Raw genomic sequence first — 23,185 nt, forward strand, 5'->3', positions numbered from 1 at the left:
GGTTAGGGTCTCGTGATGAGCGACGACGACTGGCGTCACGACCGCATCGGCAGTGCGCACCGGGGGAAGAACCCCACCGTCCTGCGCCGCCTCGACGCGGGCTTCGCCGTGATCGGGGACCGGCAGTTCCTGCCCGGGTACTCGGTGCTGCTGACCGACGATCCGGCCGTGACCAGGCTCTCCGACCTGCCCCGGGCGGGCAGGGCCGCGTACCTCGCCGACACGGAGCGGCTCGCCGAGGCCGTCGAGCGGGCCTGTAGGCGGCTCGACCCGGCCTTCCACCGCGTGAACATCGAGATCCTCGGCAACACCGATCCCTACCTCCACGCGCACATCTGGCCCCGCTACGACTGGGAGCCCGCCGACCGCGTCCGGCGGCCCGTGTGGTCGTACGAGGAGGAGTGCTGGCGCGGTGAGCAGCACGCGCTGGGCCAGCGCCACGATGCCCTGCGGGCCGCCATCGGGGAGGAGTTGGACCGGCTCGGTGAGGCCGCCTGAGCGGTCAGGCCGTCAGGCCGTCAGGCCCTCACGTCCTCACGTCCTCACGTCCTCACGTCCTCATGTCCTCAGGCCGTCACGTCGTCGCCACGCGCACGCCGAAGCCGATCAGGACGACACCCGTCGTCCGGTCCAGCGTCCGGCGGACCCGCGGCCGCGCGAAGAACCGCCGGGCGCGCGAGAGCACGTACACGTACGAGCCCAGCCAGACCACCGTCAGCAGCACGTGGACCAGGACCAGCAGCGCCATGCCGACCGCCGGGCGCAGGCCCGGCGGGGCGAGGGCGGGCAGCAGCCCGGTGTAGAAGACGGCGATCTTGGGATTGAGGACGTTGGCGACCAGGCCGGTCCGCCAGGCCCCGCCGCCGCCCGCCTCCGGCCGTCGGCCGGCCGGCTCCGCGCCCGGCCGGCACAGCGAACGCATGCCCAGCCAGCAGAGATACGCGGCGCCCGCGAGCTTCACCACCAGGTACACCTCGGCCGACGCGGCGAGCAGAGCCGCGAGCCCCGCCACGGTGAGTGCGCCCCAGATCAGCAGTCCGACGGCGATCCCGGCGACGGTGCGCAGCCCGTCGCCGCGGCCCCGCGTGACGGCCCGCTTCGTCACGATGGCCATGTCCGGGCCGGGTACGAGGGTGAGGAGCGCCAGGACCCCGGTCGCGCCGAGAAGAGCGGTGAGCACGCGGTCAGTCTGCCACCAGGGGTTCGGCGCAGTCCGCCCGCCAGCGGGGTGCCGGGTCCCGGCTGCCGGTCAGTGCCTGCGGTACGTGAGCGGCGGGTTGTCGCTGCCCACCAGCTCTCGCTGGAGGCTGCCGTCGGGCAGCAGCCGGAGCCGGCTCCGGCCGCCCGGCGTGCAGGTGGGCGGGGCGCCGGAGGTGACGGTGGAGGCGTCGAGCTCCACGGGATCGGGGGCGTCGAGCAGGGGCGCGGTCCAGGCGCAGGCGAAGCCGGGGCCCTGGACGGTGAGGGACATGACCCGGTCGCCGACGGCGCCGCCGGTGAGGGTGAGTCGCCAGGTCCGACTGCCGTGGGTGGCCTGCCAGGTGCCGAGGTACGCCTCGGGGAGGCCGGTGATCGTGGGGGTGGAGGCGGAGGCGGTGGGGGTCGCGGCCGTGGTCGGCGTACGGGGACTGGTGAGGGGCGGTCGCGGGTCCTCGGCTCCGTTCATGACCGCGTACACCGTGCCGCCGGACAGGACGGCGACGACCGCGGCCACGGCGAGGAGGAAGACGGTGGACACGGGCCGGGGGCCGGGCGGAGGCTCCCATTCCACCGGCGGGTAAGCGGAATACGCGGAGTACGCGGGCGGTAGTGGCGGTGCCGGCGGGGGTATGGCGCGGTCCGGGCCGGCGTCCTCGCGGTCCAGCAGTTGTACGGCGTGCCGTCCGAGCCGGGCCACCAGCGGGGCCGGAAGCCAGGGCTCCAGGGCCCTCCCGTCGGCCACGGTGTCGCCCGCGCCGACCCGGGCCAGGACGTCGGCCGGCCCGGGCCGGGCGGCGGGATCCCTGCGCAGGCAGTCCCGTACGAGGTCGTGCAGCTCGGCCGGTACGCCGGCCAGGTCCGGTTCGGCTTCGGTGCTGCGGAGCAGGAGCGCGGCGAGGCCGCCGGGCTGCTCCGCGTCGCCGAAGGGCAGCCGCCCGGTGGCGGCGTACGCCAGGACGGCGCCGAGGCAGAAGATGTCGCAGGCGGCGGTCACCGGCTCGCCGCGGATCTGCTCGGGGGCCATGAAGCCCGGGGAGCCGATGAGTTCGCCGGCGCGGGTCAGCCCGGCGTCGGGCTGGGCGTCGGGCCCGGCCGGGGCGGCGCGGGCTATGCCGAAGTCGATGACGCGGGGGCCGTCGAGGGTGAGCAGGACGTTCGAGGGCTTCAGATCGCGGTGGACGATGCCGGCGCGGTGGATGTCCTGGAGGGCGTGCGCGAGGCCCGCGGCCAGGATCCGTACGGAACGGCCCGGCAACGGGCCGAAGTCGTGGGCCACGACCTGGTGGAGGCTCGGCCCGGCGACGTAGCCGGTGGCGAACCAGGGGGTGTCGGCCTCGGTGTCGGCGTCGAGGACCGGGGCGGTCCACTCGCCGCCGACGCGACGGGCCGCGGCGACCTCCTGGCGGAAGCGGATGCGGAATTCGTCGCGGGCGGCGAGGTCGTGGTGGACCAGCTTCACGGCGACGGTGCGGCCGCGGTCGGAGCGGGCGAGGTAGACCCGGCCCATGCCGCCGGCGCCGAGGCGGGACAGCAGGCGGTACGGGCCGATGCGGTGTGGGTCGTGCGGATGCAGTTGTTCCATGCCGGGTGGTTCCTCCCCCTCGGACTGGCCGAACGGCTCCGCAGGGAAGGACGGGTGGGGGTGCGGGGTGGTTGCCTGCCGCCGGGTGCGGCGCCGTTGCCGGGGGCGCTGCCCCCGGACCCCCGCGCCTCAAACGCCGGCGGGGCTGGATGTGCCCGGCGAGGCTGAAAGAACGGGGCTCCGTCCCGGGCCCCGCGCCTCAAACGCCGGCGGGGCTGGATTGTGTCCGGCGGGGATGGGTTCAGGGGGTGGACAGGGTGTCCAGGGCCTTGGTCAGGCGTTCCAGGACGTGGACCGTTTCGGCGAAGGCGGCGTCGCCCAGTTCTTCCGCGAGGCGGGTGGCCAGGGTGGCGTGGCCCGGGCCGATGCGGGCCACCGCCGCGCGGCCCTCGTCCGTCGGGCGCAGCAGCTTCGCCCGACGGTGGGCGGGGTTGGGGGCGTACTCGGCCAGGCCCTTGGCGACCAGCAGGTCAGCGATGCGCTGGACGCTCTGCCGGGTGATCCCCATGGTGCGGGCGATGCCCGCGACGGGCAGCGGCTCCCGCAGTACCGCGCCCAGTACCTGCCACCAGGCGGCCGTCAGTCCGGCCGGCCGGGCCAGCTCCTCCGAGACGGCGAGGAACTGGCCGTTCAGCCGGAAGACCCCGAGCGCGGTGCGGCTCAGCAGGTCCTGCCGCGCCCGGGTGGACCCGGGCGCCAGCGGCTCACGCATCGCCCGCCTCCGACGCCGCCATCAGGACCGGGTAGGCGCTCGGGTCCGAGTCGTGGAAGAGCCGGTACCACGCGTCCAGGACGTCCGGCTTGTAGACGTCCAGGCGGGCGAAGACCTCGCGGGCGAAGGCCACCGGCTCCGTCGGCCCCGCCGTGATCAGGTCGCCGTCGGTCACCGCGTCGGCCTCGACGTAGCTCTCGGCGCCGCCGTAGCCCGGCTGCGACGCCAGGTAGAAGGAGGCCGCGCTGGTGTGGGCCCGGCCGTCCAGCAGGCCTTCGCGGGCGAGGCCGGCGGTAGCTCCGCAGATCGCCGCGACCGGCACCCCGGCGGCCAGGAACTCCCTCGCCTTCGCCGCGAAGGGCGCCAGCTCCTCGCTCGTGTCCCACAGCGAGGCGCCGGTGAGGATCAGCAGCGAGGAGTCCTCCGGCCGCAGGTCGGCCAGGGCCAGATCGGGCTGGATGCGGACGCCGCCCATGGTGGTGACCGGCTGACCGGCGGTGAAGCCGACCGTTCGCACGACGTGGCCGCGCTGGGTGAGGTGCGCGGTGGTGTGTCCGGTCTCCCAGTCCGCGTACGTGTCGTAGACCGCGAGGTGGACGGGCTTGGTCGCGCCGCGGGTCTCGGTCGTCGTCGTCCCGGTCGCCGTCTCGGTCGTCGTCCTGGTCGTCGTCCTGGTCGTGGTCTCGCTCATCGGGTTCGCCTCCAGAGTCAGTCGGATCGGCTTGTTTCTCTCGCGATGTGTCTGCTGCGGGCTTTGACTATGACAATAGGCTGTCATGTAGACAGGATGCTGTCAATGCTCTGGAGGGGGTCCCGTCACGCGTCGCGAAGGGCCGCCCGCACGCAGACAGACTGCCGAGACCGGCCCCCCACCCCCATACAGTCCGCCGATATCCCTCCCCACCTGCGCACTTCTAGCGTGACGCCATGACCCCTCATGTCACCCCGCACACCCTTGCCGCAGTGAAGGACGCAGACCGGAAGCATGTCTTCCACTCCTGGTCCGCCCAGGCCCTGATCGACCCGCTCGCCGTCGCGGGGGCCGAGGGGTCGTACTTCTGGGACTACGACGGCAAACGGTTCCTCGACTTCTCCTCCCAGCTGGTCAACACCAACATCGGCCACCAGCACCCCAAGGTCGTCGCCGCGATCCAGGAGCAGGCCGCCCGCCTCTGCACCCTCGCGCCCGGCTTCGCAGTCGACGTCCGCTCCGAGGCCGCACGCCTCATCGCCGAGCGGACCCCGGGCGACCTCGACAAGATCTTCTTCACCAACGGCGGCGCCGAGGCCGTGGAGAACGCCGTCCGCATGGCCCGCCTGCACACGGGCCGCGCCAAGGTGCTCTCCACCTACCGCTCGTACCACGGGGCCACCGCCGCCGCGATCAACCTGACCGGCGACCCGCGCCGCTGGCCCTCCGACACGGCCGCCGCCGGCGTCGTGCACTTCTGGGGCCCGTACCTCTACCGCTCCGCCTTCCACGCCGCCACCGAGGCCGAGGAGTGCGCCCGCGCCCTCGCCCACCTCGCCGACACCATCGCCTTCGAGGGACCGCAGACGATCGCGGCGATCATCCTGGAGAGCGTGCCCGGCACGGCCGGGATCATGACCCCGCCGCCCGGCTACCTCGCGGGCGTGCGCGAGCTCTGCGACCGCCACGGCATCGTCTTCATCCTCGACGAGGTCATGTCGGGCTTCGGGCGCACAGGCGCCTGGTTCGCCGCCGACCACTGGGGCGTCACGCCCGACCTGATCACCTTCGCCAAGGGCGTGAACAGCGGCTACGTCCCGCTCGGCGGCGTGGCCATCTCGGCCGCCATCGCCGAGACCTTCGCCACACGCCCCTACCCGGGCGGACTGACGTACTCCGGCCACCCCCTGGCCTGCGCCGCCGCCGTCGCTACGATCAACGCGATGGAGGAGGAGGGCATCGTCGAGCACGCCGCCCGCCTCGGCGAGAACGTGATCGGGCCGGCGCTCGCCGAGATCGCCGAGCGGCACCCCTCCGTCGGGGAGGTGCGCGGTCTGGGCACCTTCTGGGCGCTGGAACTCGTACGGGACAAGGAGACGCGCGAGCCGCTGGTCCCGTACAACGCGGCCGGACCGGCCAACGCGCCGATGGCCGAATTCACGGCGGCCTGCAAGGCGTCGGGCCTGTGGCCCTTCGTCAACATGAACCGCACCCACGTCGTCCCCCCGTGCACCATCACGGAGGCGGAGGCGAAGGAGGGGCTGGCCCTGCTGGACGCCGCGCTGACGGTCGCCGACCGCCACACGACGACCGGCTAGGCCAAAGCCACGCAGCTGGACGGGCCAGTGGCCGGTTCTCGTCCGCATAACGGGTCGTAATCCGCATACCGACCTCGAACCGTTCGGTTTCAGCCTCGCTGTCTGGCCTATGGTGTCCGAAGCTCTACGACAGGAGACGGACCCCTATGCCAGGCAGCGGCGCTGTCACCCGCAACACACTTCGCCAGCAGATCGCGGACGCGCTGCGTGACGAGGTGCTCGCGGGACGCCTGCCCCCGGGGACCGAGTTCACGGTCAAGCAGATCGCGGAGCAGTACGAGGTCTCCGCGACCCCCGTGCGCGAGGCACTCGTGGACCTCTCGGCCCAGGGGCTGCTCGAACTGGTCCAGCACCGGGGCTTCCGGGTGCGGATCTTCTCCGTGGACGACTTCCGCGGAATGATCGAGGCGCGCTCGCTGGTCGTGGACGGGATCTTTCGCCGGCTCGCCGAGGGCGGCACCGCCCCAGGCTCCGGCGAGATGCTGGTGTCGGTGCGCCGCCGGGGCGAGGAGGCGCGCAGGGCCGCGCACAGCGGTTCGCTCGAAGTGCTGATCGGCTACGACCTGCGCTTCTGGCGCGAGCTGAGCGGGCTGGTCGCCAACACCTACATCTCCGAGTTCCTGCACCGCATCCGCGTGCAGTGCTGGGTCTTCGCCGTCCCCCACCTCCAGCGCGAGCCGCGGCTGCGGGCGGCGCTGTGGGACCGGCACAGCGAGCTGGTGGACGCGGTGACGCGGGCGGACGCCGACGAGGTACGCCGCATCGTGCAGGGCTACAACCAGCACGCGCTGGACTGGGCCGACCGCCTCTCGTAGGGGTGGTGTCCGCTGCCGGGCCGGGCCCGAGGTTCTGCGCACCCCTTCGCGGAGGGTGTTCGGCGCACTACGCTGACCGGATCGGCGGCAACGACTGATCGGAGGCCGTGTGGCCTGTGACCTGTGGCTGGTCCCCCTTGTCGATGTGCTGTGCCACAGCCCCGACAACCCCTTCGCGGAAGAGATCGCCTCGTACGACAAGGCGCTGGGCGAGGCCGGACTGCCGTCCGTGCCCGTGTTCGCGTACATGCCGGGCCTGAGCGGGGACGTGGCCCCGGTCGCCGGCTTCGACTACGACGCCCTGCATTTCCTGAGGCGGGCGTACCTGCTCCAGATCTGCGGGCTGCCGGTGACGCCGGTGGACGAGCTGGGCGGGGACTACGAGCAGCTGCTGGAGATGTTCGAGCCGACGGCGCAGCAGTCGCACCTGGTGTGGCACTACGACCACGCCGGGGCGTACGTGCCGGTGGACTTCGCGGCTCCGCTGGCGAACGAGGAGCTGTTGGCCGGGGGTGGGCCGCTGGGGTCCGCGCAGGGGCTGTTGCGGGAGCTCGGGTTCGTGGCTCCCGCGATCGGGATCGACCCGGGGAATCCGCCTGCGGCGCCGGCTCCGCCGGGGCGGCCGACGTCGTTGGAGGAGCCGGCGGGGCCGATTCCGTACGACGACAGTCCCTTTGCGCGGGAGCGGTATGTGTGGCTGGGGCTGCATGCGGCGGCTACGCGGAGTCTGGGGCAGGGGTCGATGATCATCTTCAGCTGACGCTGGCTGTGGGGGTGTGCGGTGGTGGTGGGGGTTGGGGGTGGGGGTGGGGGAGGGGGAGGGCGGGTGCGGGGCCGCTGCGCGGAGCTGGTCCCCGACCCGCCCTTTCGCCGTTTCCTGGGGCCCGCCCCAGACCCCGCGCCTCAAACGCCGGCGGGGCTGGAAGGGCGCCTCAAACGCCGGCGGGGCTGGAAGGGTTCAGCGGGGTTGTTCCGGGGGGCGTTGGCGGGGCATGTTCGGGCGGGTGCCCGGGGGGAGGGGGAAGCGGGCCGGGGGGATGTACGCGTCCGAGCGGGCGCCGGTGGCGCCCAGGGACTGCATCACCAGCGGTGCGGGGCCGGAGCTGAACTCCACCATCCACTCCGCGGTCTCGGAGCGTACGAGTTCCGTCACGTCCTCCGAGAAGCGGCGCAGCACGGTCAGGCACCGCTCGGCTGCCTCGCTGGCCGTGCCCTCCGTCGGCCCGAGCACCTCCCGTACGTTCTCCGAGGCCCAGTCGAACTGCAGGGTCTGGAGGCGGCGCTGGACCGCCTGGGCCGTGGCGACGTCCCGCATCCAGCCGGACGTCAGCCCGAAGAACCGGTCGCAGGCCAGACAGGCCGCGCCCAGGAGCAGCGCCAGGTATCCGTACGTCGACCCGCCCGGTGCCGAGCCCGTCAGCTCCACCAGCGGCATCGCGGCGCCCGTGACGGCGCCCACGGCCGCGCCCACCCGCAGTACGCGCGCGCCCCGGCGCTTCCAGGCACGGTCGGACAGGTACCACTCGGCGGTGCGCAGCGCATCCGCCTCGACCCGCCGGTAGAGCTCGTCGAGCCGCTCCGCGGGCTCACCCCAGTCCCCGAGGGGGAACGGCCGGCCGGTCAGATCGCCCGCCGCCATCGGTCCGCCGCCTTCCTCCCGGGGATCCCGGGGTGGCCCCTCGGGCTGCATCTCCGGCTGGCTCACCCGGCACTCCCTCTGCCTGCGCTGACGTGTGGTGGTGCGCGTGTGCGCAATGATGCGCATGCTCTTCCTACCTTCGAATGACGGCCGATGGGCGACGAATCCCGGGATTTCCGCCCGCAAGGAGGTCTCCATCAGGTACGCGTTCGCCCCGTCTCTCACTCGAAAGAGTTGGTCCTCACGGCGTAGGGCGCTGCGCCCGGGGAGCACGTAGGCTCGGATTGACCAAGCGTCCCGACTGTACGGAGTGAGTGACCTGTGATTCCCGGTGGTGGCCAGCCCAACATGCAGCAGCTGCTCCAGCAGGCCCAGAAGATGCAGCAGGACCTCGCCGCGGCCCAGGAGGAGCTCGCTCAGGCCGAGGTCGAGGGCCAGGCCGGCGGCGGTCTGGTCAAGGCGACCGTGACCGGTTCCGGTGAGCTGCGCGCCCTGGTGATCGACCCGAAGGCCGTGGACCCCGAGGACACGGAGACGCTCGCCGACCTGGTGGTCGCGGCCGTCCAGGCCGCCAACGAGAACGCCCAGGCGCTCCAGCAGCAGAAGCTGGGCCCCCTGGCCCAGGGCCTGGGCGGCGGCAGCGGCGTCCCCGGCCTCCCGTTCTAATACCCCTCACCCCTTCCGCACCCGAAACCGAAACCGAAAGAAGGCAGTCCGTTGTACGAAGGCGTGGTCCAGGACCTGATCGACGAACTGGGCAGGCTGCCCGGCGTCGGGCCCAAGAGCGCGCAGCGGATCGCCTTCCACATCCTGCAGGCCGAGCCCACCGACGTCCGGCGCCTCGCGCACGCGCTGCTGGAGGTCAAGGACAAGGTCCGGTTCTGCGCGGTGTGCGGGAACGTGGCGCAGGAGGAGCGGTGCGGAATCTGCCGCGATCCGCGTCGGGACACCACGGTCATCTGTGTCGTCGAGGAGCCGAAGGACGTCGTCGCGATCGAGCGGACCCGCGAGTTCCGGGGCAAGTACCACGTCCTCGGCGGTGCGATCAGCCCGATCGAGGGCGTCGGCCCGGACGACCTGCGCATCCGCGAGCTGCTGGCGCGCCTGGCGGACGGCGTGGTGACCGAGCTGATCCTCGCCACCGACCCGAACCTGGAGGGTGAGGCGACCGCCACGTACCTCGCCCGCATGATCAAGCCCATGGGCCTGAAGGTCACCCGCCTGGCCAGCGGGCTCCCCGTCGGGGGAGATCTGGAGTACGCGGACGAGGTCACGCTCGGGCGGGCCTTTGAAGGAAGGCGACTTCTCGATGTCTGACGCAACGCTGCACGCCTTGGGCCAGGATCCGGACGACTTCGCCGTCCAGATCGCGGACCAGATCGAGTCCTTCATCGTCGCGGTCACCGAGGTGGCCAAGGGCGAGGACCCGGACAGCGCGGTGCCCTTCCTCCTCCTGGAGGTGTCCCAGCTGCTCCTGGCGGGCGGCCGGCTGGGCGCGTACCAGGACGTGCTGCCCGACGAGCGCTACGAGCCCGACCTCGGCCCGGAGCCGGACGTGGACGAGCTGCGCGAGCGGTTCGCGTACATGCTGGAGCCGGTCGACGTGTACTCGGAGGTCTTCGACCCCTACGAGCCGCGGAAGGCCCCGGTCGCGCACCGGATCTCCGACGACGTGGCCGACGTGGTGGCGGACCTGCGGCACGGGCTGGCGCACTACCGGGCGGGCCGGACCACCGAGGCGCTGTGGTGGTGGCAGTTCTCGTACTTCACCAACTGGGGTCCGACGGCCTCGGCCACCCTGCGCGCCCTCCAGTCGCTGGTGGCGCACGTACGGCTGGACCAGCCGCTCCAGGCCCTGGACGGCCTGGACACGGACGAGGACCTGGCCGAGGACGACCTCGCGGAGCAGGCCGGACGGGTGATGGCCGAGGAGCTCGGCGGCCTCGGCCGGGGTGAGCGCCCGCGGGCGAGCGGCCGTACGTGATCAGCCGTACGTGATCAGCCGTAAGCGGGTGTCCGGCGGGGGAACCCGTTCTGTGATCCTTTCGTCTCAGGATGCGGTACGAAGCGGTCGGATCCCGGTCGCTCGTTAGACTGCACCAGCAAATGAGACGGACTGAGCGAGGAGCGCACGTGGGCCTTGTCGTGCAGAAGTACGGAGGCTCCTCCGTAGCCGATGCCGAGGGCATCAAGCGCGTCGCCAAGCGGATCGTGGATGCCAAGAAGAACGGCCACCAAGTGGTCGTCGTGGTGTCCGCGATGGGCGACACGACGGACGAGCTGATCGATCTCGCCGAGCAGGTTTCCCCGATGCCTGCCGGGCGTGAATTCGACATGCTGCTGACCGCCGGAGAGCGGATCTCCATGGCCCTGCTGGCCATGGCGATCAAAAACCTGGGCCACGAGGCCCAGTCGTTCACCGGTAGCCAGGCAGGCGTGATCACCGACTCGGTCCACAACAAAGCGCGCATCATCGATGTCACGCCGGGCCGTATCCGCACTGCGCTGGACGAGGGCAACATCGCCATCGTCGCCGGCTTCCAGGGCGTGTCCGCGGACTCCAAGGACATCACCACCCTCGGCCGCGGCGGCTCGGACACCACCGCCGTCGCGCTCGCGGCGGCGCTGGACGCCGAGGTCTGCGAGATCTACACCGACGTCGACGGCGTCTTCACCGCGGACCCCCGCGTCGTGAAGAAGGCCAAGAAGATCGACTGGATCTCCTCCGAGGACATGCTGGAGCTCGCCGCCTCCGGTTCCAAGGTGCTGCTGCACCGCTGTGTCGAGTACGCACGCCGATACAACATCCCGATCCACGTCCGCTCGTCCTTCTCGGGACTGCCGGGCACCTGGGTCAGCAACGAGAATCCGCAAGGGGACGAGCAGGTGGAGCACGCCATCATCTCCGGAGTCGCTCACGACGTCTCCGAAGCCAAGATCACGGTCGTCGGTGTTCCGGACAAGCCGGGCGAGGCCGCGGCGATCTTCCGCGCCATCGCGGATGCCGAGATCAACATCGACATGATCGTGCAGAACGTCTCGGCGGCCTCGACGGGCCTCACCGACATCTCCTTCACCCTCCCCAAGGCCGAGGGCCACAAGGCCATCGACGCCCTGGAGAAGGCGAAGGACGCGATCGGCTTCGACTCCCTGCGCTACGACGACCAGATCGGCAAGATCTCCCTGGTCGGCGCCGGCATGAAGACGAACCCGGGCGTCACCGCCTCCTTCTTCCAGGCGCTGTCCGACGCGGGCGTGAACATCGAGCTGATCTCCACCTCGGAGATCCGCATCTCGGTCGTCACCCGCCAGGACGACGTCAACGAGGCCGTCCGCGCCGTGCACACGGCCTTCGGCCTCGACTCCGACAGCGACGAGGCCGTCGTCTACGGAGGCACCGGACGATGACCCGCAGCCGGTCCTCCGCCCCGGCACTCGCCGTGGTCGGGGCGACCGGAGCAGTCGGTTCGGTCCTGCTCCAGATACTGTCCCAGCGGGCAGACGTCTGGGGCGACATCCGCCTGATCGCCTCCGCGCGCTCGGCCGGCCGCATGCTGGCCGTCCGCGCGGAGGAGACCGAGGTGCTCGCCCTCACCGAGGACGCCTTCGACGGCCTCGGGCCGGGCGATGTCGCACTCTTCCTGACCCCGGCCGAGGTCTCGGCCCGGTGGGCCCCCGTCGTCACCGCGCGCGGCACGGTCGTCGTCGACCAGTCCGCCGCCTTCCGCGAGGACCCCGAGGTCCCGCTGGTCGTACCCGAGGTCAACGGGCATGCCGTACGGATCCGGCCGCGCGGGATCGTCGCCACCCCGGACTGCGTGACGGCCGCCATGATCGCGGCCTTGGGCGCGCTGCACGCCGAGTACTCCCTCTCCGAGCTGGTCGTCTCCTCGTACCAGGCCGCGAGCGCCGCGGGCCGGGCCGGTTCGACGGCGCTGCGCCGCCAGCTGTCGGTGGTCGCCGGGACCTCCCTGGGGGAGCAGACCGGTGACGTACGCCGTGCCGTGGGCGAGGACACCGGCCCCTTCGCGGCTCCGCTCGCCCTCAACGTCGTGCCCTGGTCCGGCGAACTGCGCGAGGACGGCTGGTCCTCGCACGAGCTGGCGGTACGGGGCGAGACGCGCCGGATCCTGCAGCTGGAGCAGCTCCCGGTGTCGGTGACCTGCGTACAGGTGCCGGTGCTGACCGGGCATTCGCTGACCGTGCGGGCCCGGTTCGAGCACGAGGTGCAGGCCGCGCACGCCCGGGAGATCCTGGAGGCCGCGCCCGGCGTGGTGCTCGTGGACGACCCCGCGGCGGGGGAGTTCCCCACTCCCGCGGACGCCGCCGGGACGGATCCTGCCTGGGTGGGACGGGTCCGGGCCTCGCTCGACGACCGGCACTCCCTGGAGTTCTTCGTGTGCGCCGACAATCTCCGCAAGGGCGCGGCCCTGAACGCCACGCAGATCGCGGAACTGATCGCAGATGAATTTGCGTAATTCGCTTTGTAGGATCGGTGCCGATCCCTTGATCAAGGTGATGGCCCGACCGCCGTCTCGATAAGACGGGGCAATCGGGAAGAGCGGGTACGCATGAGGGCAACAGGGATTTCGCCGGCGACGCTGCCTCACGCGTACAACCCTGACGGGGGGACGCGTGTCCAACAGGCGTGGCAGAGGCACTGCTCGAGCTGGCCGTCCTACCGGCGCGCACCGGGATCATCCCGTCGCGCCGGGCTGTCCGTGCGCCCGGCGGCGGTCTTCCCGTGATCGTGCCCGTCCCGCCGGCGGGGCCGTCCGAGGCGCCCGTACGCACGGCCGTACCGATCCGGAGCGTCCTTGTGCCCGCGCCGCGCGACAGCGCTGAGTCGGGCGGGAGCAGCAAGAGCGAGACGGCCGAAGTGGTGGCCGGCACCACCGTCGACCACCTCACGGCGACCTACCAGGCGCACTACCGCTCGCTCCTCGGCCTGGCCGCACTGCTCCTCGACGACACCGCCTCCTGCGAGGACGTGGTCCAGGAGGCGTTCATCCGGGTGCACTCGGCCCGCAGCCGGGTCCGCGACCGGGAGAAGACCCTGGCGTACCTGCGACAGACCGTCGTGAACCTCTCGCGGTCCGCCCTGCGCCGGCGCATCCTCGGCCTCAAGCTGCTGTCGAAGCCGATGCCGGACATGGCGAGCGCCGAAGAGGGCGCGTACGACCAGCTGGAGCGGGACGATCTGATCAAGGCGATGCGCGGACTCCAGCGCCGTCAGCGCGAGGTGCTGGTGCTGCGCTACTTCGCGGACATGACGGAGGCCCAGGTCGCCGAGACGCTCGGGATATCGCTCGGCTCGGTGAAGGCGTACGGATCGCGGGGCATTGCCGCGCTGCGGGTGGCGATGGAGGCTGCGCAGTCATGAGGGACGACCACACCCCGCCGGGCGCGGGGAGCGACGAAGAGGCGCTGCGGGACCTGCTGCGCGGAGCCGTCGAGGGCCTGCAGCCCTCCGCGGGCGCGCTGGAGCGACTGCGCCACGCCGTACCCGCGCGGCGGGCCCGCAGGCGCCAGGCCTTCGTCGGCGCCGCCGCGGCCGCGCTGCTCGCGGGGACGGCGGTCCCGGCCCTCCTGCACATGGCGGGCGGCGAGGGAGCGGCCACGGACCGCCCGGCCATGGCCGGGCACGGCGCGCACTCCGGTGACAAGCCGGGCGCGGTCGCTTCGGACCCGCGCCAGAACGGTTACGGCGCCTATCCCAAGTCCACCCACTCCTTCGGCGGCGCCCCGGCCGTGGGCGGCGTCACCGGCCAGCCGGACGCCGTGGGCGGTTCGCCGGCCGGAGGCCTGACGGCAGGCCCGTCGGGCACCGGTACCTCGGGCGCGTCGGCCGGCCCGGGCGGCTCGGTGGTGGGCTCGGGCCCGATGCCACCCGTGGCCGCGCCGGGTGTGCCCGGATGCGGCTCGGACCAGCTGGGAGTGGTGGGCTCGGCCCGCGCCCCGGAGACCGACGGCAGGGTGTACGGCAGTTTCCGGGTCACGAACGTCTCGGCGCACGGCTGCGCCGTCAGCGGCCAGGACACCGTGACGGCGGCCTCGGCGGCCGGCGGCCCGGACGGCTCGGGCTCCGCGGTCGCCGTGGTCGGCCATACGGCGGGGGATCCGGCGAGCGGGCTGCTGCCCGACCCATCGGCGCAGGCGCCGGTGCTGGTGCTGCCGCCGAACACGGCGTACGAGGTCCGCTTCGCGTGGGTGCCGTCGGGGGAGACCTGTTCGGCGACGAAGCCGGACACGGGCGGGAAGCCGCCGCAGACCGAGCCCGCGGGCACCTCGGACGGCGCGGCGGACGGGTCGGCCACCGAGCCGCAGACGGGCACGCCCCCGGCAGCAGCCGGCGTCGCGGTGTCCCACAGCCCTCAGGCGGGGGCGGCGACGACGCGGACGACGATTCCCGAGGCCTGCGGCGGAACGGTCTACCGGACGGGTGCGATCCCGCTGGCCGAGTAACCGCACAGACCGGCCGCACAGCCCGGCAGCGCGGCCGGGGCCGCGCGGCGAGCGCCGAGCGCGCGGGGCTCCGTACGCCTACGCCGCGGGTTCGAGCAGGCCCGCCTCGGCGTCGCGGAAGGTCTCCACCTCGCGGCGGTAGAGCCGGAACCACATGAAGAGCACGAAGGCGACGAAGACGAACCACTCGCCCGTGTAGCCGAGGTTCTGGAAGGCCTTCAGGTCGAGCCCGGTGTTGGTCGGAGCCTGCGCGGGCACCGGAACCATGCCGTCCGCCGGGGTCTGCACCGTCAGCCAGGCGTCGTACAGGTCGTACGGGACGAGGTTGACGAGCGAGGCCGCCCCGATCACCCCGAGCTGCCCGGCCGGCAGGCCGCCCTGGGTGTGGGCCCCCTTCGTGCCGGAGTTCTCCGAGGCCTGCAGGGCCCCGGTGACCTCGACCCGCCCGGTCGGCGGGGCCGGGGCCTTCGCCGGGTCCGCCGCCCCCGGCAGCCAGCCCCGGACCACCGGGACCGCCTTGCCGGAGTCGGTCTTCAGCAGGGTCAGGACGTAGAAACCGGACGCGCCGTCGAGCCGCCGCTCGGGCACCAGCAGCTGATCGCCGTACTCCCCGGACGTGGAGGCCAGCAGTCCGGAGGTGTTCTTGTCCACCGGAAGCAGCGAGTCCAGGGGCGCGGCCGTCTGCTCCGCGGGCCGTTCGGCGGTCGCCTCCCGGTGGCTGTCGACGCGGTCCTCGAACCGGCCGAGCTGCCAGGAGCCCATGAACAGGCAGAAGGGGACGGCGAGCGCGACGAAGACGTTGATCCCCCACCAGCGCGGGGTCAGGAGAAACCGGTGCACCCCACCACCGTACGGGGGGTGCACCGGTGGCCGTGCCTCGGGGCTCGCTTCGCCCCCCAGCCCCGCCGGGTCAGACGGGCAGGTGCTTCAGCGCGAATTCCAGTTCCATCCGGACCTGCTTGATCCGCTCCTCCACCACCAGCGAGCCGTGTCCGGCGTCGTACCGGTACACCTCGTGCACGGCCCCGCGCGCCGCGAGCCGGTCCACGTAGTTGTCGATCTGCCGGATCGGGCAGCGCGGGTCGTTGACGCCCGCCGCGATGTGCACGGGGGCCTTCACGGCGTCCACGTACGTCAGCGGCGAGGAGGCCTCGAAGCGGTCGGGGACCTCTTCCGGCGTGCCGCCGAAGAGGGTGCGGTCCAGGGACTTCAGCGCCTCCATCTCGTCGTGGTACGCCGTCACGTAGTCCGCGACCGGTACGGCGGCCAGGCCCACGACCCAGGCGTCCGGCTGCGTGCCCAGCCCCAGCAGCGTCAGGTACCCGCCCCAGGAGCCGCCCGACAGGACGAGGCGCGCCGGGTCCGCGAGGCCGGAGGAGACCGCCCACTCCCGGACCGCCGCGATGTCCTCCAGCTCGATCAGGCCGACCCGGTGCTTGAGGGCGTCCGTCCACGCGCGGCCGTAGCCGGTCGAGCCCCGGTAGTTGACCCGCACGACCGCGAAACCGTGGTCCAGCCAGGCCGCCGGGGTCGCCGCGAAGGCGTCGCTGTCGTGCCAGGTCGGCCCGCCGTGGATCTCGAAGATCGTCGGGAAGGGGCCGTGGCCGTGGCCGACCGGACGCTGCGCGAGCGCGTGGATCCGCCCGCCCGGGCCCTCCACCCACACGTCCTCCACCGGCAGCGAGCCGGGCGGGCGGAAGCCCGGCGGGTCCAGGACGCTCCCGCCCGCGGTGGACCGTACCGTCGAGGGCTCGGCGGCCGAGGACCACAGGTACTCCACCGTCCCGTCGGGGCGCGCGGTGGCCCCCGACACCGTCCCCGGGGGCGTGTCCACGTGTACGAGCTCCCGCGCGGCCAGGTCGTAGCGCCACAGCTCGCTGCGGGCCTCGAAGCTGTGCGCGACCAGGAGCGCGGAGCCGTCGGGGTACCACTCGGCGCTGACATCACCCGGCAGGTCGATCGCGAGGTCCCGCTGTTCGCCGGTGGCCACGTCCCACACCATCGGCTCCCACCGGCCGCGCCGCTGGTGGCCGACGAGCAGCCGGGTGTCGCCCGCGACGGGCGCGAAGCCGAGGACCTCCAGACCGAGCTCCTCGGCTCCGCCCCGGGAGTCGTCCAGCTCGGCGACGGTGGTCCCGTCGAGGGTCAGGACGCGCAGCGCGGAGTGCATCGCGTCACCGTGCTCGGTGTGCTCGATGGCGACGAGCGTCCCGTCGCGGGAGAGGTCGCCGACGCCGGCCGACTCCCGGTGCCGGTAGATGACGGTGGGCGCGGAGCCGTCCGGCCGGACCACGTGGACCGTCGTTCCGTCCTCGTCGGTGGAGCGCCCGACGACCGCGGTCCCGTCGCGGCCGATGGCCAGCCCGGCGGGGTACGAGGGCTCCAGGCCGGGGGTGGCCGGTTCGTCGGGGCCGCCCGCGAAGCGCTGGCGCACCCAGGTGCCGAACTCGTCGCCGTCGGTGTCGGAGAACCACCAGATCCACTCGCCGTCGGGGGAGAGGGCGGCGTCGGTGGTGCCGTTGGGACGGTTCGTGGCCTGCCGCTGCACGCCGGTGGCGCGGTCCCAGGCGTAGATCTCGAAGGTTCCGGTCGCGTTGGAGACGAAGAGCGAACGGTCCGGGGCGTCCTCGGCCCAGTCGGGCAGCCCGACGCGCGGCGCCCGGAACCGCTTCTCCCAGTCGGGCATCTCGGGGGTGATCTCGCTGTCGCTGGTCATGGCCCCATTCTCGCGGTTCCCGCCTGCCCGGTTCCCGGGATGCCGACCGCTCGGAGCGGGCGCACAGTGGACGCGTACGGCCGTCCCGTCCTCCGAGGAGGAGTGATCATGGCCAAGAAGGCTCGCACCGGCCACCACATCCACCAGGACTCCGAGCGCGCGATGGCGAAGAACACGGCCGCCGAGGCCCGCGCCAAGGCCGCCTCCAGGGACGTACAGTCCGCGGCGGCGAAGACGCGCGGCATGCAGCAGAAGTCCCAGGCCAAGCGCGGCTAGTGCTGTGGCCCTAGGCTGGCGCCATGCGGATGATCGTCCGGGGCGCCCGGCTGCTCCACACCTCCGGCCTGTCCGACATCGAGGTGGGGGAGGACGGCCGCATCGCGCGGGTCCTCCCGTACGACGACCAGAAGGAACCGCCGGCCACGGGCCTGCTCATCGAGGCCCACGGCGGCCTGCTCAGCGCCCCTTTCGTCGAGCCGCACATCCACCTCGACACGGCGCTGACCGCCGGTGAGCCGCGCCCCAACGCCTCCGGCACCCTCTGGGAGGGCATCGCCTGCTGGAGCGAGCGCAAGCGGACGCTGACCCGCGAGGACGTGATCGAGCGGGCGGGCGAGGTGCTGCGCTGGCAGGCGGCCCAGGGGGTGCTGCACGTGCGGACCCACTGCGACATCACCGATCCGGCCCTCACCGCGCTCGACGCGCTGCTCGAAGTGCGCGACCGGGTACGGGACGTCATGACCCTGCAGATCGTGGCCTTCCCGCAGGAGGGCGTCGTCTCCTTCCCGGACGGTGAGGCGCTGCTGCGCGAGGCGGTCGCCCGCGGGGCGGACGTCGTCGGCGCGATCCCGCACTTCGAGGACACCCGCGAGGACGGAGTGGCCTCCTTGAGGACGGCCTTCGCGCTGGCCGAGGAGCACGGCCTGCCGGTGGACGCGCACTGCGACGAGATCGACGACGAGCAGTCCCGTTTCGTGGAGGTGCTGGCCACCCTGGCCCTGCGCTCGGGCCTGCGGGAGCGCGCCACGGCCTCCCACACGACCGCGATGGGCTCCTACAACGGCGCGTACAGCTTCAAACTCCAGCGCCTGCTGGCCCGTTCCGGCATCAACCTGGTCGCCAACCCCTTCGCCAACCTCAACCTCCAGGGCCGCTTCGACGCCTACCCCAAGCGGCGCGGCCTCACCCAGGTCAAGGAGATGCTGGCGGCCGGGGTCAACGTGGCCTTCGGCCACGACGACGTGATGGACCCCTGGAACGCGCTGGGCACCGCCGATCCGCTCCAGACCGCCCTCGTCGGCCTGTACGCCGCCCAGTTGACCGGCGCCGAGGAAATCCGCACCGCCTTCTCGATGGTGACGGACCGTGCGGCGCGGGTCCTGGGCCTGTCGGACGCGGAGTACGGCATCGCGGAGGGCGCCCCCGCCTCCTTCGTCCTGCTGCCGGCCCCCACGCCCGAGGAGGCGCTGCGCCGCCAGGTCCGGCCCCGGTACGTCGTCTCGCGCGGGACCGTCCTGGCCGAGACTCCGCCCGCCCCGACCCGGCTGTACTGGCCGGGGGAACCCCCGTCCGAGGTCGACTTCAGCCGCCGCCTACGCTGACGCTCCATGACGTGGACGCTCGACACCAACTCAGCCCGGGCCGCCCTGGAGATCGCGTCGGAGTACGCGGACGCCGACCTGCTGGCCCACTCCGTCCGCTCGTACGCCTTCGGGGCCGCGTACGCGCGACAGCACGGCCTGGAGTACGACGCGGAGCTCTTCTACGTGTCGGCCGTGCTGCACGACCTGGGTCTGACCGCCCCGTTCGACAGCCACACCCTCCCCTTCGAGGAGGCGGGCGGCCATGTCGCACGCGTGCTGACGGCGGGCCTGGGCTGGCCGGCGGCCCGCAGGGCGCGCGCCGCGGAGGTGATCGTCCTGCACATGCGGGACGACGTGAGCGCGGCCGAGGACGTGGAGAGCCACCTCCTGCAGGTCGGCACCAGCGCCGACGTCTCGGGCCTGCGCGTCACCGAGTTCGACCCGTCCTTCACGGCCGACCTCCTCGCCGCGTACCCGCGGGGCGACTTCGGCGCCTCCTTCCTCGCCCTGGTCGAGGACCAGGCGAAGCGCAAGCCCGACTGCGCGGCGGCCGGCTACGTAGCGGGCGGCGCGGCCACCCGCATCGCGGCGAATCCCCTGGATGCGTGACACTCCGGAGTCGGTGGCTCCCCTCCTGACCCCTGGTCGTCCTGGGTCAGGCCCTCAGAGGCCGCGTTCGATCATGCCGATCAGGTCCTGGCCCGCGTCGTGGGCCTGGGCCTCGGTGATGCCGCGCAGGGGGCCGTCGATCATCAGGACGGCCAGCCCGTGCACCGCTGACCAGGCCAGGAATTCCGCGCCCGGGCGGCGTTCGGCGGGGAGCAGGCCCGTCTGCACGAGGTCGTCCAGGGCGGCGCCCAGCAGCTCGAACGGGGTCAGCCCGCCCGCCCCGGCCGCGGTGGTGTCCGTGGCGTAGGCCATGTCGGCCGGGACGTGGAACGCGGTGCGGAAGAGCCCCGGCTCGGTCACGGCGAAGCGGATGTAGCCCGTCCCGACGGCACGGAACCGGGCGCGGGCCTGCCCCGCCCGGTCCCCGGCGCGGGTGTCCGCGGGGACCGCCCGGGCGATCTCGGCCTCCATCGTGAGCGCCACCTGGGCCATGGCCGCCTGGGAGACCTCGTGGACGAGCGCCCCCCGGTCGGCGAAGTGCCGGTAGGCGGCGTTGGGTGAGACCCCGGCGCGCCGGGTGACCTCGCGCAGCGAGACGGCGTCGGGCCCGCCCTCGCGGGCCAGCTCCAGCGCCGCGTCGCGGAGGGCGTTGCGGAGGTTGCCGTGCCGGTACGTGCTGCGCTTCGCCGGCGGCTCGGTGCCCGGTGTCGTCGGGGACATTCGTTTCCACTCTCAGATGTGGACAGCGTCTACTTACAGGTACAGCCTACGGCGTTCGGCGGCGCCCTCCAGGTCCGCGACGACCCAAGTGGGTCGAGCTCGGTCCTCGCCCCGATCCTCCTCGGCTCCGGCATCCGCCTCCTCGACGGGGTCGACCCCGCCCTGCGGCTCACCCCGGACCGTACGGTCGCCACCCCGGAGGTCACGCACCTCCGCTACCGCGTCGGCTAGCGTGCCCGCGTGTCGTGGGACGAGACGGAGCACGGACACCCCGGCCGGGTGGCTACGCTGGTCGTGGGGGTTCGGCGAGAGGCGATCTCATGAGGCGGCGCCATCACTTCCACATCGACCACGCCGGGCACTCGATCAGTGCCACGGTCCAGAGCGGCCACCACCCCGTCGTGGAGGTACTGGTCGACGGCAAGGAGACGGGCTACGCGACGACGCGGGGCGACCACCCCGTGACCGTCCACGTGGAGCTTCCGACGGATCCCCCGATGCCGGTGTCGGTGCGCGCGACGCCCGGCCCGGGGATGCCCCGCTGCCTCTTCGAGGCTCCGGCCGTCGAGCCGCACGTCATGTCACCGCGCCCCTACTGACGATCAGCGCGGCGGCCACGACGCGACGTCGTGGACCTCTTGCGGCCGGGGCTGGACGGGTACGGGCGCGGGTACGAATGCGGGCGCGGCGGCCGGGACCGGGACCTGGAGGCTTCCGTACCGCTCCATGCGCTGCCAGCGCAGGCGCGATCCGGCGATGGCGGTGAACACGGACTGGATGACGACCAGGTACATCAGCTGGCGGTAGACGAACTGCTGGAGCGGCAGGCTCCACAGCGCGCCGGGCCGTTCCCCGTCGAGGTGGAACGCGTAGAGGCCCATCAGCACCTGCAGGAGCAGGAAGGCGCACCACAGGCCGAGCATGCGGACCGGATCGAGGAAGACCAGGCCGAACACGGCGATGATGTCCACGACGGGGGCGAGCAGCGGCAGCAGGACCTGGAACATGAGCAGGTAGACCAGTCCGCGGCGGCCGAGTTTTCCGGCCTGGCCCCGCTGCGCGAGGGCGCCGCGGTGCTTCCACATCGCCTGGAGGGTGCCGTAGCACCAGCGGTAGCGCTGCTTCCACAGGGCGCCGAGCGAGGCGGGGGCCTCGGTCCAGGCGACGGCTCGTTCCTCGTAGACGACGCGCCAGCCGTCGCGGCACAGCGACATCGTGAGGTCTGTGTCCTCGGCGAGCGTCGTGTCGCTGACGCCTCCGACGCGCAGCAGGGCCTCGCGCCGGAACGCGCCGACCGCGCCCGGCACGGTGGGCATGCATTCGGCGAGGTCGAAGAGGCGCCGGTCCAGGTTGAAGCCGACCACGTACTCGATGTGCTGCCAGCGGCCGAGCAGGCCGCCGCGGTTGACGACCTTGGCGTTGCCCGAGACGGCGCCGACGCGCCGATTGGCGAAGGGCTGGACGATCATCCGTACGGCGTCCGGCTCGAAGACGGTGTCGCCGTCGACCATGACGAGCAGGTCGAACGACGCGGCGGCGATGCCGGTGTTGAGCGCGGCGGGTTTCCCGGCGTTCTGCTGGCGGATGACGCGTACGCCCGGCAGCCGCAGGGCCTCGACGATGTCGGCGGTGCCGTCGGTGGAGCCGTCGTCGACCACGATGACCTCCACCGGATGGTCCGATGCCAGCAGGGAGCGGACGGCGGCTTCGATGCCGGCGCTCTCGTTGTAGGCGGGGACGATGATGCTGACCGGTTCGGTGACCGTACGGCCCCAGGGCCCGCGGCGCGTCCGCACGTGGCGGCGGGCGGCGACGAACACCGCCACGGCGCGCAGCACGCTGATCGCGCCGGCCGCCCACAGCAGCCAGGAGAGGGCTTCGAGGACCCAGTCACTGGCGCGCAGCGCGTTGATGAGGGCGATTCCCTGCCACCGGTCGACGGTCGTGGCCGGACGTACGGGTGTGGGCAGGCCGACCGCGTCGCTGACCGTGGCGAAGCGGAAGCCCGCGGCCTTGAGGTTCGGGACGAGCTGCTCCAGGGCCGCGACGGTCTGCGAGCGGTCGCCGCCCGCGTCGTGCATGAGCAGGACCTGACCGTCGGTGCCCTTGGGGGTGGAGTCGGCGACGATCTCGGCGACGCCCGGGCGCCGCCAGTCCTCGCTGTCCTGCGTGGTGAGGACCGTGAGATAGCCCTCCTGGCCTGCCTGGAGGACCGTGGCCCAATCGGCGTCGTCCAGGGCCTTGTTGGTCGACGAGTAGGGCGGGCGCAGCAGCGGTGTGGTGAGTCCGGTGGCGCCCGCGATGACGAGCTGGCTCTCGCGCAGCTCCAGGGAGCGCCGCCAGGCGGAGGCGGTGGCGAGGTCGGTGTGGGTGAAGGTGTGGACGCCGATCTGGTGGCCGTCCGCGACGATCCGCCGGGCCAGTTCGGGATGGGCGGACACCTGGGCGCCGACGGTGAAGAAGGTCGCGTGCACCTGGTGGCGGCGCAGGACGTCCAGGATCTTCGGGGTCCAGACGGGGTCGGGTCCGTCGTCGAAGGTCAGGGCGATCGTGCGGGGCGCGGGACCGGCCGTCCGCCCGGCGGCTCCTTCGACGACCGGGCCGCCGGACCGGATCTGCGCGGGCACGGCCGCCGACGAACCGGTCCTACGGGGTGCCTCGCCGTCGGCGGTGGCGTCGAACATGTGCTTGGCGTAGCCCTGGAGCAGCAGTGCGGCCGAGAGCGTGACGACGAGCACGGTCAGCAGCAGCCAGTGGGTGCGCAGCGGGACGTTGCGTACGGTGCTGTGCCGGCCGCGGGGGAGGCGGCGCCGGTTCTTCGACAAGGGGGGAGGGCTTCCTGCCTGTGGTGATCC

The 23,185-nt window shown here is 72.7% G+C and carries 25 protein-coding genes; 16 read left to right on the plus strand and 9 right to left on the minus strand.

Going from position 1 to position 23,185, the window contains the following annotated elements; genetic code table 11:
- Nucleotides 1-15 precede the first annotated feature (15 nt).
- Nucleotides 16-498, plus strand: coding sequence for an HIT family protein (locus ACZ4TV_RS11920; protein WP_468133386.1), 483 nt, complete (start codon nucleotides 16-18; stop codon nucleotides 496-498).
- Between the two features lie 76 nt (nucleotides 499-574).
- On the opposite strand, the gene ACZ4TV_RS11925 is transcribed toward ACZ4TV_RS11920, so the two are convergent.
- The 4 genes from ACZ4TV_RS11925 to ACZ4TV_RS11940 all read right to left on the minus strand — a co-directional run bounded on the left by ACZ4TV_RS11925 (nucleotide 575) and on the right by ACZ4TV_RS11940 (nucleotide 4,185).
- Nucleotides 575-1,180 carry a LysE family translocator gene (locus ACZ4TV_RS11925; protein ID WP_468133388.1) on the minus strand — a complete coding sequence of 202 codons (606 nt, stop codon included), beginning with the start codon at nucleotides 1,178-1,180 and terminating at the stop codon, nucleotides 575-577.
- Nucleotides 1,181-1,249: 69 nt separating this feature from the next.
- The gene (locus tag ACZ4TV_RS11930) at nucleotides 1,250-2,782 is read right to left on the minus strand and encodes a serine/threonine-protein kinase (protein WP_468133391.1); all 1,533 of its coding nucleotides are present in this window, start codon (nucleotides 2,780-2,782) and stop codon (nucleotides 1,250-1,252) included.
- 241 nt (nucleotides 2,783-3,023) lie between these two features.
- On the minus strand, nucleotides 3,024-3,494 hold the full coding sequence (locus ACZ4TV_RS11935) for a MarR family winged helix-turn-helix transcriptional regulator (protein WP_468133393.1): 471 nt from the start codon (nucleotides 3,492-3,494) through the stop codon (nucleotides 3,024-3,026).
- On the minus strand, nucleotides 3,487-4,185 hold the full coding sequence (locus ACZ4TV_RS11940; protein WP_468133395.1) for a type 1 glutamine amidotransferase family protein: 699 nt from the start codon (nucleotides 4,183-4,185) through the stop codon (nucleotides 3,487-3,489). Before ACZ4TV_RS11940 ends, ACZ4TV_RS11935 begins: the two co-directional genes overlap by 8 nt.
- A 236-nt stretch (nucleotides 4,186-4,421) precedes the next feature.
- Between ACZ4TV_RS11940 and ACZ4TV_RS11945 the strand changes: the two genes are divergently transcribed.
- The 3 genes from ACZ4TV_RS11945 (at nucleotide 4,422) to ACZ4TV_RS11955 (ending at nucleotide 7,358) form a co-directional block, all read left to right on the plus strand.
- Entirely contained in the window at nucleotides 4,422-5,783 is a 1,362-nt protein-coding gene (locus ACZ4TV_RS11945; RefSeq protein WP_468133397.1) for an aminotransferase class III-fold pyridoxal phosphate-dependent enzyme, read from the plus strand.
- 146 nt (nucleotides 5,784-5,929) lie between these two features.
- On the plus strand, nucleotides 5,930-6,598 hold the full coding sequence (locus ACZ4TV_RS11950) for a GntR family transcriptional regulator (protein WP_468133399.1): 669 nt from the start codon (nucleotides 5,930-5,932) through the stop codon (nucleotides 6,596-6,598).
- A 109-nt stretch (nucleotides 6,599-6,707) separates the two neighbouring features.
- Nucleotides 6,708-7,358, plus strand: a complete 651-nt coding sequence (locus ACZ4TV_RS11955; RefSeq protein WP_468133401.1) for a hypothetical protein — start codon at nucleotides 6,708-6,710, stop codon at nucleotides 7,356-7,358.
- 198 nt (nucleotides 7,359-7,556) lie between these two features.
- Here the strand turns inward: ACZ4TV_RS11955 and ACZ4TV_RS11960 are convergent, their stop codons facing one another.
- Complete coding sequence (locus ACZ4TV_RS11960) at nucleotides 7,557-8,303, minus strand: SLATT domain-containing protein (protein WP_468133403.1); 747 nt, start codon at nucleotides 8,301-8,303, stop codon at nucleotides 7,557-7,559.
- A 255-nt stretch (nucleotides 8,304-8,558) separates the two neighbouring features.
- Here ACZ4TV_RS11960 and ACZ4TV_RS11965 point away from each other — a divergent pair, with 255 nt between their 5' ends.
- From ACZ4TV_RS11965 to ACZ4TV_RS11995, 7 genes are all read left to right on the plus strand, one after another.
- Nucleotides 8,559-8,903: a YbaB/EbfC family nucleoid-associated protein gene (locus ACZ4TV_RS11965; RefSeq protein ID WP_468133405.1), complete on the plus strand. Its 345-nt coding sequence runs from the start codon at nucleotides 8,559-8,561 to the stop codon at nucleotides 8,901-8,903.
- 51 nt (nucleotides 8,904-8,954) lie between these two features.
- Nucleotides 8,955-9,554, plus strand: coding sequence for a recombination mediator RecR (gene recR / locus ACZ4TV_RS11970; protein ID WP_468133407.1), 600 nt, complete (start codon nucleotides 8,955-8,957; stop codon nucleotides 9,552-9,554).
- Nucleotides 9,547-10,221 (plus strand): DUF5063 domain-containing protein, encoded by a 675-nt coding sequence (locus ACZ4TV_RS11975; RefSeq protein ID WP_468133409.1) that lies wholly within the window; start codon nucleotides 9,547-9,549, stop codon nucleotides 10,219-10,221. The genes recR and ACZ4TV_RS11975 overlap by 8 nt, the downstream gene beginning before the upstream one ends.
- A 149-nt stretch (nucleotides 10,222-10,370) precedes the next feature.
- A complete protein-coding gene (locus ACZ4TV_RS11980; RefSeq protein WP_440129812.1) occupies nucleotides 10,371-11,645 on the plus strand; it encodes an aspartate kinase in 1,275 nt (424 codons plus the stop codon).
- Nucleotides 11,642-12,715 carry an aspartate-semialdehyde dehydrogenase gene (locus ACZ4TV_RS11985; RefSeq protein ID WP_468133411.1) on the plus strand — a complete coding sequence of 358 codons (1,074 nt, stop codon included), beginning with the start codon at nucleotides 11,642-11,644 and terminating at the stop codon, nucleotides 12,713-12,715. Before ACZ4TV_RS11980 ends, ACZ4TV_RS11985 begins: the two co-directional genes overlap by 4 nt.
- 218 nt (nucleotides 12,716-12,933) lie before the next feature.
- The gene (locus tag ACZ4TV_RS11990; RefSeq protein WP_468133732.1) at nucleotides 12,934-13,620 is read left to right on the plus strand and encodes a SigE family RNA polymerase sigma factor; all 687 of its coding nucleotides are present in this window, start codon (nucleotides 12,934-12,936) and stop codon (nucleotides 13,618-13,620) included.
- Nucleotides 13,617-14,702, plus strand: coding sequence for a hypothetical protein (locus ACZ4TV_RS11995; protein ID WP_468133413.1), 1,086 nt, complete (start codon nucleotides 13,617-13,619; stop codon nucleotides 14,700-14,702). Before ACZ4TV_RS11990 ends, ACZ4TV_RS11995 begins: the two co-directional genes overlap by 4 nt.
- A 78-nt stretch (nucleotides 14,703-14,780) precedes the next feature.
- On the opposite strand, the gene ACZ4TV_RS12000 is transcribed toward ACZ4TV_RS11995, so the two are convergent.
- Complete coding sequence (locus ACZ4TV_RS12000) at nucleotides 14,781-15,542, minus strand: SURF1 family protein (RefSeq protein ID WP_468133415.1); 762 nt, start codon at nucleotides 15,540-15,542, stop codon at nucleotides 14,781-14,783.
- Between the two features lie 70 nt (nucleotides 15,543-15,612).
- Nucleotides 15,613-17,418: a S9 family peptidase gene (locus ACZ4TV_RS12005; protein WP_468133417.1), complete on the minus strand. Its 1,806-nt coding sequence runs from the start codon at nucleotides 17,416-17,418 to the stop codon at nucleotides 15,613-15,615.
- 108 nt (nucleotides 17,419-17,526) lie between these two features.
- Between ACZ4TV_RS12005 and ACZ4TV_RS12010 the strand changes: the two genes are divergently transcribed.
- Genes ACZ4TV_RS12010 through ACZ4TV_RS12020 form a run of 3 tightly spaced genes read left to right on the plus strand, consistent with a single transcriptional unit; the run spans nucleotide 17,527 to nucleotide 19,610 of the window.
- A complete protein-coding gene (locus ACZ4TV_RS12010; protein ID WP_468133419.1) occupies nucleotides 17,527-17,694 on the plus strand; it encodes a hypothetical protein in 168 nt (55 codons plus the stop codon).
- Nucleotides 17,695-17,717: 23 nt separating this feature from the next.
- Nucleotides 17,718-19,019: a cytosine deaminase gene (gene codA, locus ACZ4TV_RS12015; RefSeq protein WP_468133421.1), complete on the plus strand. Its 1,302-nt coding sequence runs from the start codon at nucleotides 17,718-17,720 to the stop codon at nucleotides 19,017-19,019.
- Between the two features lie 6 nt (nucleotides 19,020-19,025).
- Nucleotides 19,026-19,610, plus strand: coding sequence for an HD domain-containing protein (locus ACZ4TV_RS12020; RefSeq protein WP_468133423.1), 585 nt, complete (start codon nucleotides 19,026-19,028; stop codon nucleotides 19,608-19,610).
- 54 nt (nucleotides 19,611-19,664) lie between these two features.
- Here the strand turns inward: ACZ4TV_RS12020 and ACZ4TV_RS12025 are convergent, their stop codons facing one another.
- Nucleotides 19,665-20,330: a TetR/AcrR family transcriptional regulator gene (locus ACZ4TV_RS12025; RefSeq protein ID WP_468133425.1), complete on the minus strand. Its 666-nt coding sequence runs from the start codon at nucleotides 20,328-20,330 to the stop codon at nucleotides 19,665-19,667.
- Nucleotides 20,331-20,348: 18 nt separating this feature from the next.
- Here ACZ4TV_RS12025 and ACZ4TV_RS12030 point away from each other — a divergent pair, with 18 nt between their 5' ends.
- Nucleotides 20,349-20,561, plus strand: coding sequence for a hypothetical protein (locus tag ACZ4TV_RS12030; RefSeq protein ID WP_468133427.1), 213 nt, complete (start codon nucleotides 20,349-20,351; stop codon nucleotides 20,559-20,561).
- Between the two features lie 89 nt (nucleotides 20,562-20,650).
- Nucleotides 20,651-20,929 carry a hypothetical protein gene (locus tag ACZ4TV_RS12035; protein ID WP_468133429.1) on the plus strand — a complete coding sequence of 93 codons (279 nt, stop codon included), beginning with the start codon at nucleotides 20,651-20,653 and terminating at the stop codon, nucleotides 20,927-20,929.
- 3 nt (nucleotides 20,930-20,932) lie between these two features.
- Here ACZ4TV_RS12035 and ACZ4TV_RS12040 read toward each other — a convergent pair whose 3' ends face one another.
- Entirely contained in the window at nucleotides 20,933-23,155 is a 2,223-nt protein-coding gene (locus ACZ4TV_RS12040) for a bifunctional polysaccharide deacetylase/glycosyltransferase family 2 protein (protein ID WP_468133431.1), read from the minus strand.
- Between the last annotated feature and the right edge of the window lie 30 nt (nucleotides 23,156-23,185).

The organism is Streptomyces sp. NPDC028910, from assembly GCF_055564955.1.

Excerpts from the sequence above, each read along its gene's own strand:
- ACZ4TV_RS11920 (WP_468133386.1), top strand. The coding sequence starts at position 16 with ATGAGCGACGACGACTGGCGTCACGACCGCATCGGCAGTGCGCACCGG.
- ACZ4TV_RS11945 (WP_468133397.1), top strand. The coding sequence starts at position 4,422 with ATGACCCCTCATGTCACCCCGCACACCCTTGCCGCAGTGAAGGACGCA.
- ACZ4TV_RS12010 (WP_468133419.1), top strand. The coding sequence starts at position 17,527 with ATGGCCAAGAAGGCTCGCACCGGCCACCACATCCACCAGGACTCCGAG.
- ACZ4TV_RS11930 (WP_468133391.1), bottom strand. The coding sequence starts at position 2,782 with ATGGAACAACTGCATCCGCACGACCCACACCGCATCGGCCCGTACCGC.
- ACZ4TV_RS11975 (WP_468133409.1), top strand. The coding sequence starts at position 9,547 with ATGTCTGACGCAACGCTGCACGCCTTGGGCCAGGATCCGGACGACTTC.
- ACZ4TV_RS12020 (WP_468133423.1), top strand. The coding sequence starts at position 19,026 with ATGACGTGGACGCTCGACACCAACTCAGCCCGGGCCGCCCTGGAGATC.
- ACZ4TV_RS11950 (WP_468133399.1), top strand. The coding sequence starts at position 5,930 with ATGCCAGGCAGCGGCGCTGTCACCCGCAACACACTTCGCCAGCAGATC.
- ACZ4TV_RS11985 (WP_468133411.1), top strand. The coding sequence starts at position 11,642 with ATGACCCGCAGCCGGTCCTCCGCCCCGGCACTCGCCGTGGTCGGGGCG.
- ACZ4TV_RS12025 (WP_468133425.1), bottom strand. The coding sequence starts at position 20,330 with ATGTCCCCGACGACACCGGGCACCGAGCCGCCGGCGAAGCGCAGCACG.
- ACZ4TV_RS11940 (WP_468133395.1), bottom strand. The coding sequence starts at position 4,185 with ATGAGCGAGACCACGACCAGGACGACGACCAGGACGACGACCGAGACG.
- ACZ4TV_RS12005 (WP_468133417.1), bottom strand. The coding sequence starts at position 17,418 with ATGACCAGCGACAGCGAGATCACCCCCGAGATGCCCGACTGGGAGAAG.
- ACZ4TV_RS11995 (WP_468133413.1), top strand. The coding sequence starts at position 13,617 with ATGAGGGACGACCACACCCCGCCGGGCGCGGGGAGCGACGAAGAGGCG.
- ACZ4TV_RS12035 (WP_468133429.1), top strand. The coding sequence starts at position 20,651 with ATGAGGCGGCGCCATCACTTCCACATCGACCACGCCGGGCACTCGATC.
- codA (WP_468133421.1), top strand. The coding sequence starts at position 17,718 with ATGCGGATGATCGTCCGGGGCGCCCGGCTGCTCCACACCTCCGGCCTG.
- ACZ4TV_RS11935 (WP_468133393.1), bottom strand. The coding sequence starts at position 3,494 with ATGCGTGAGCCGCTGGCGCCCGGGTCCACCCGGGCGCGGCAGGACCTG.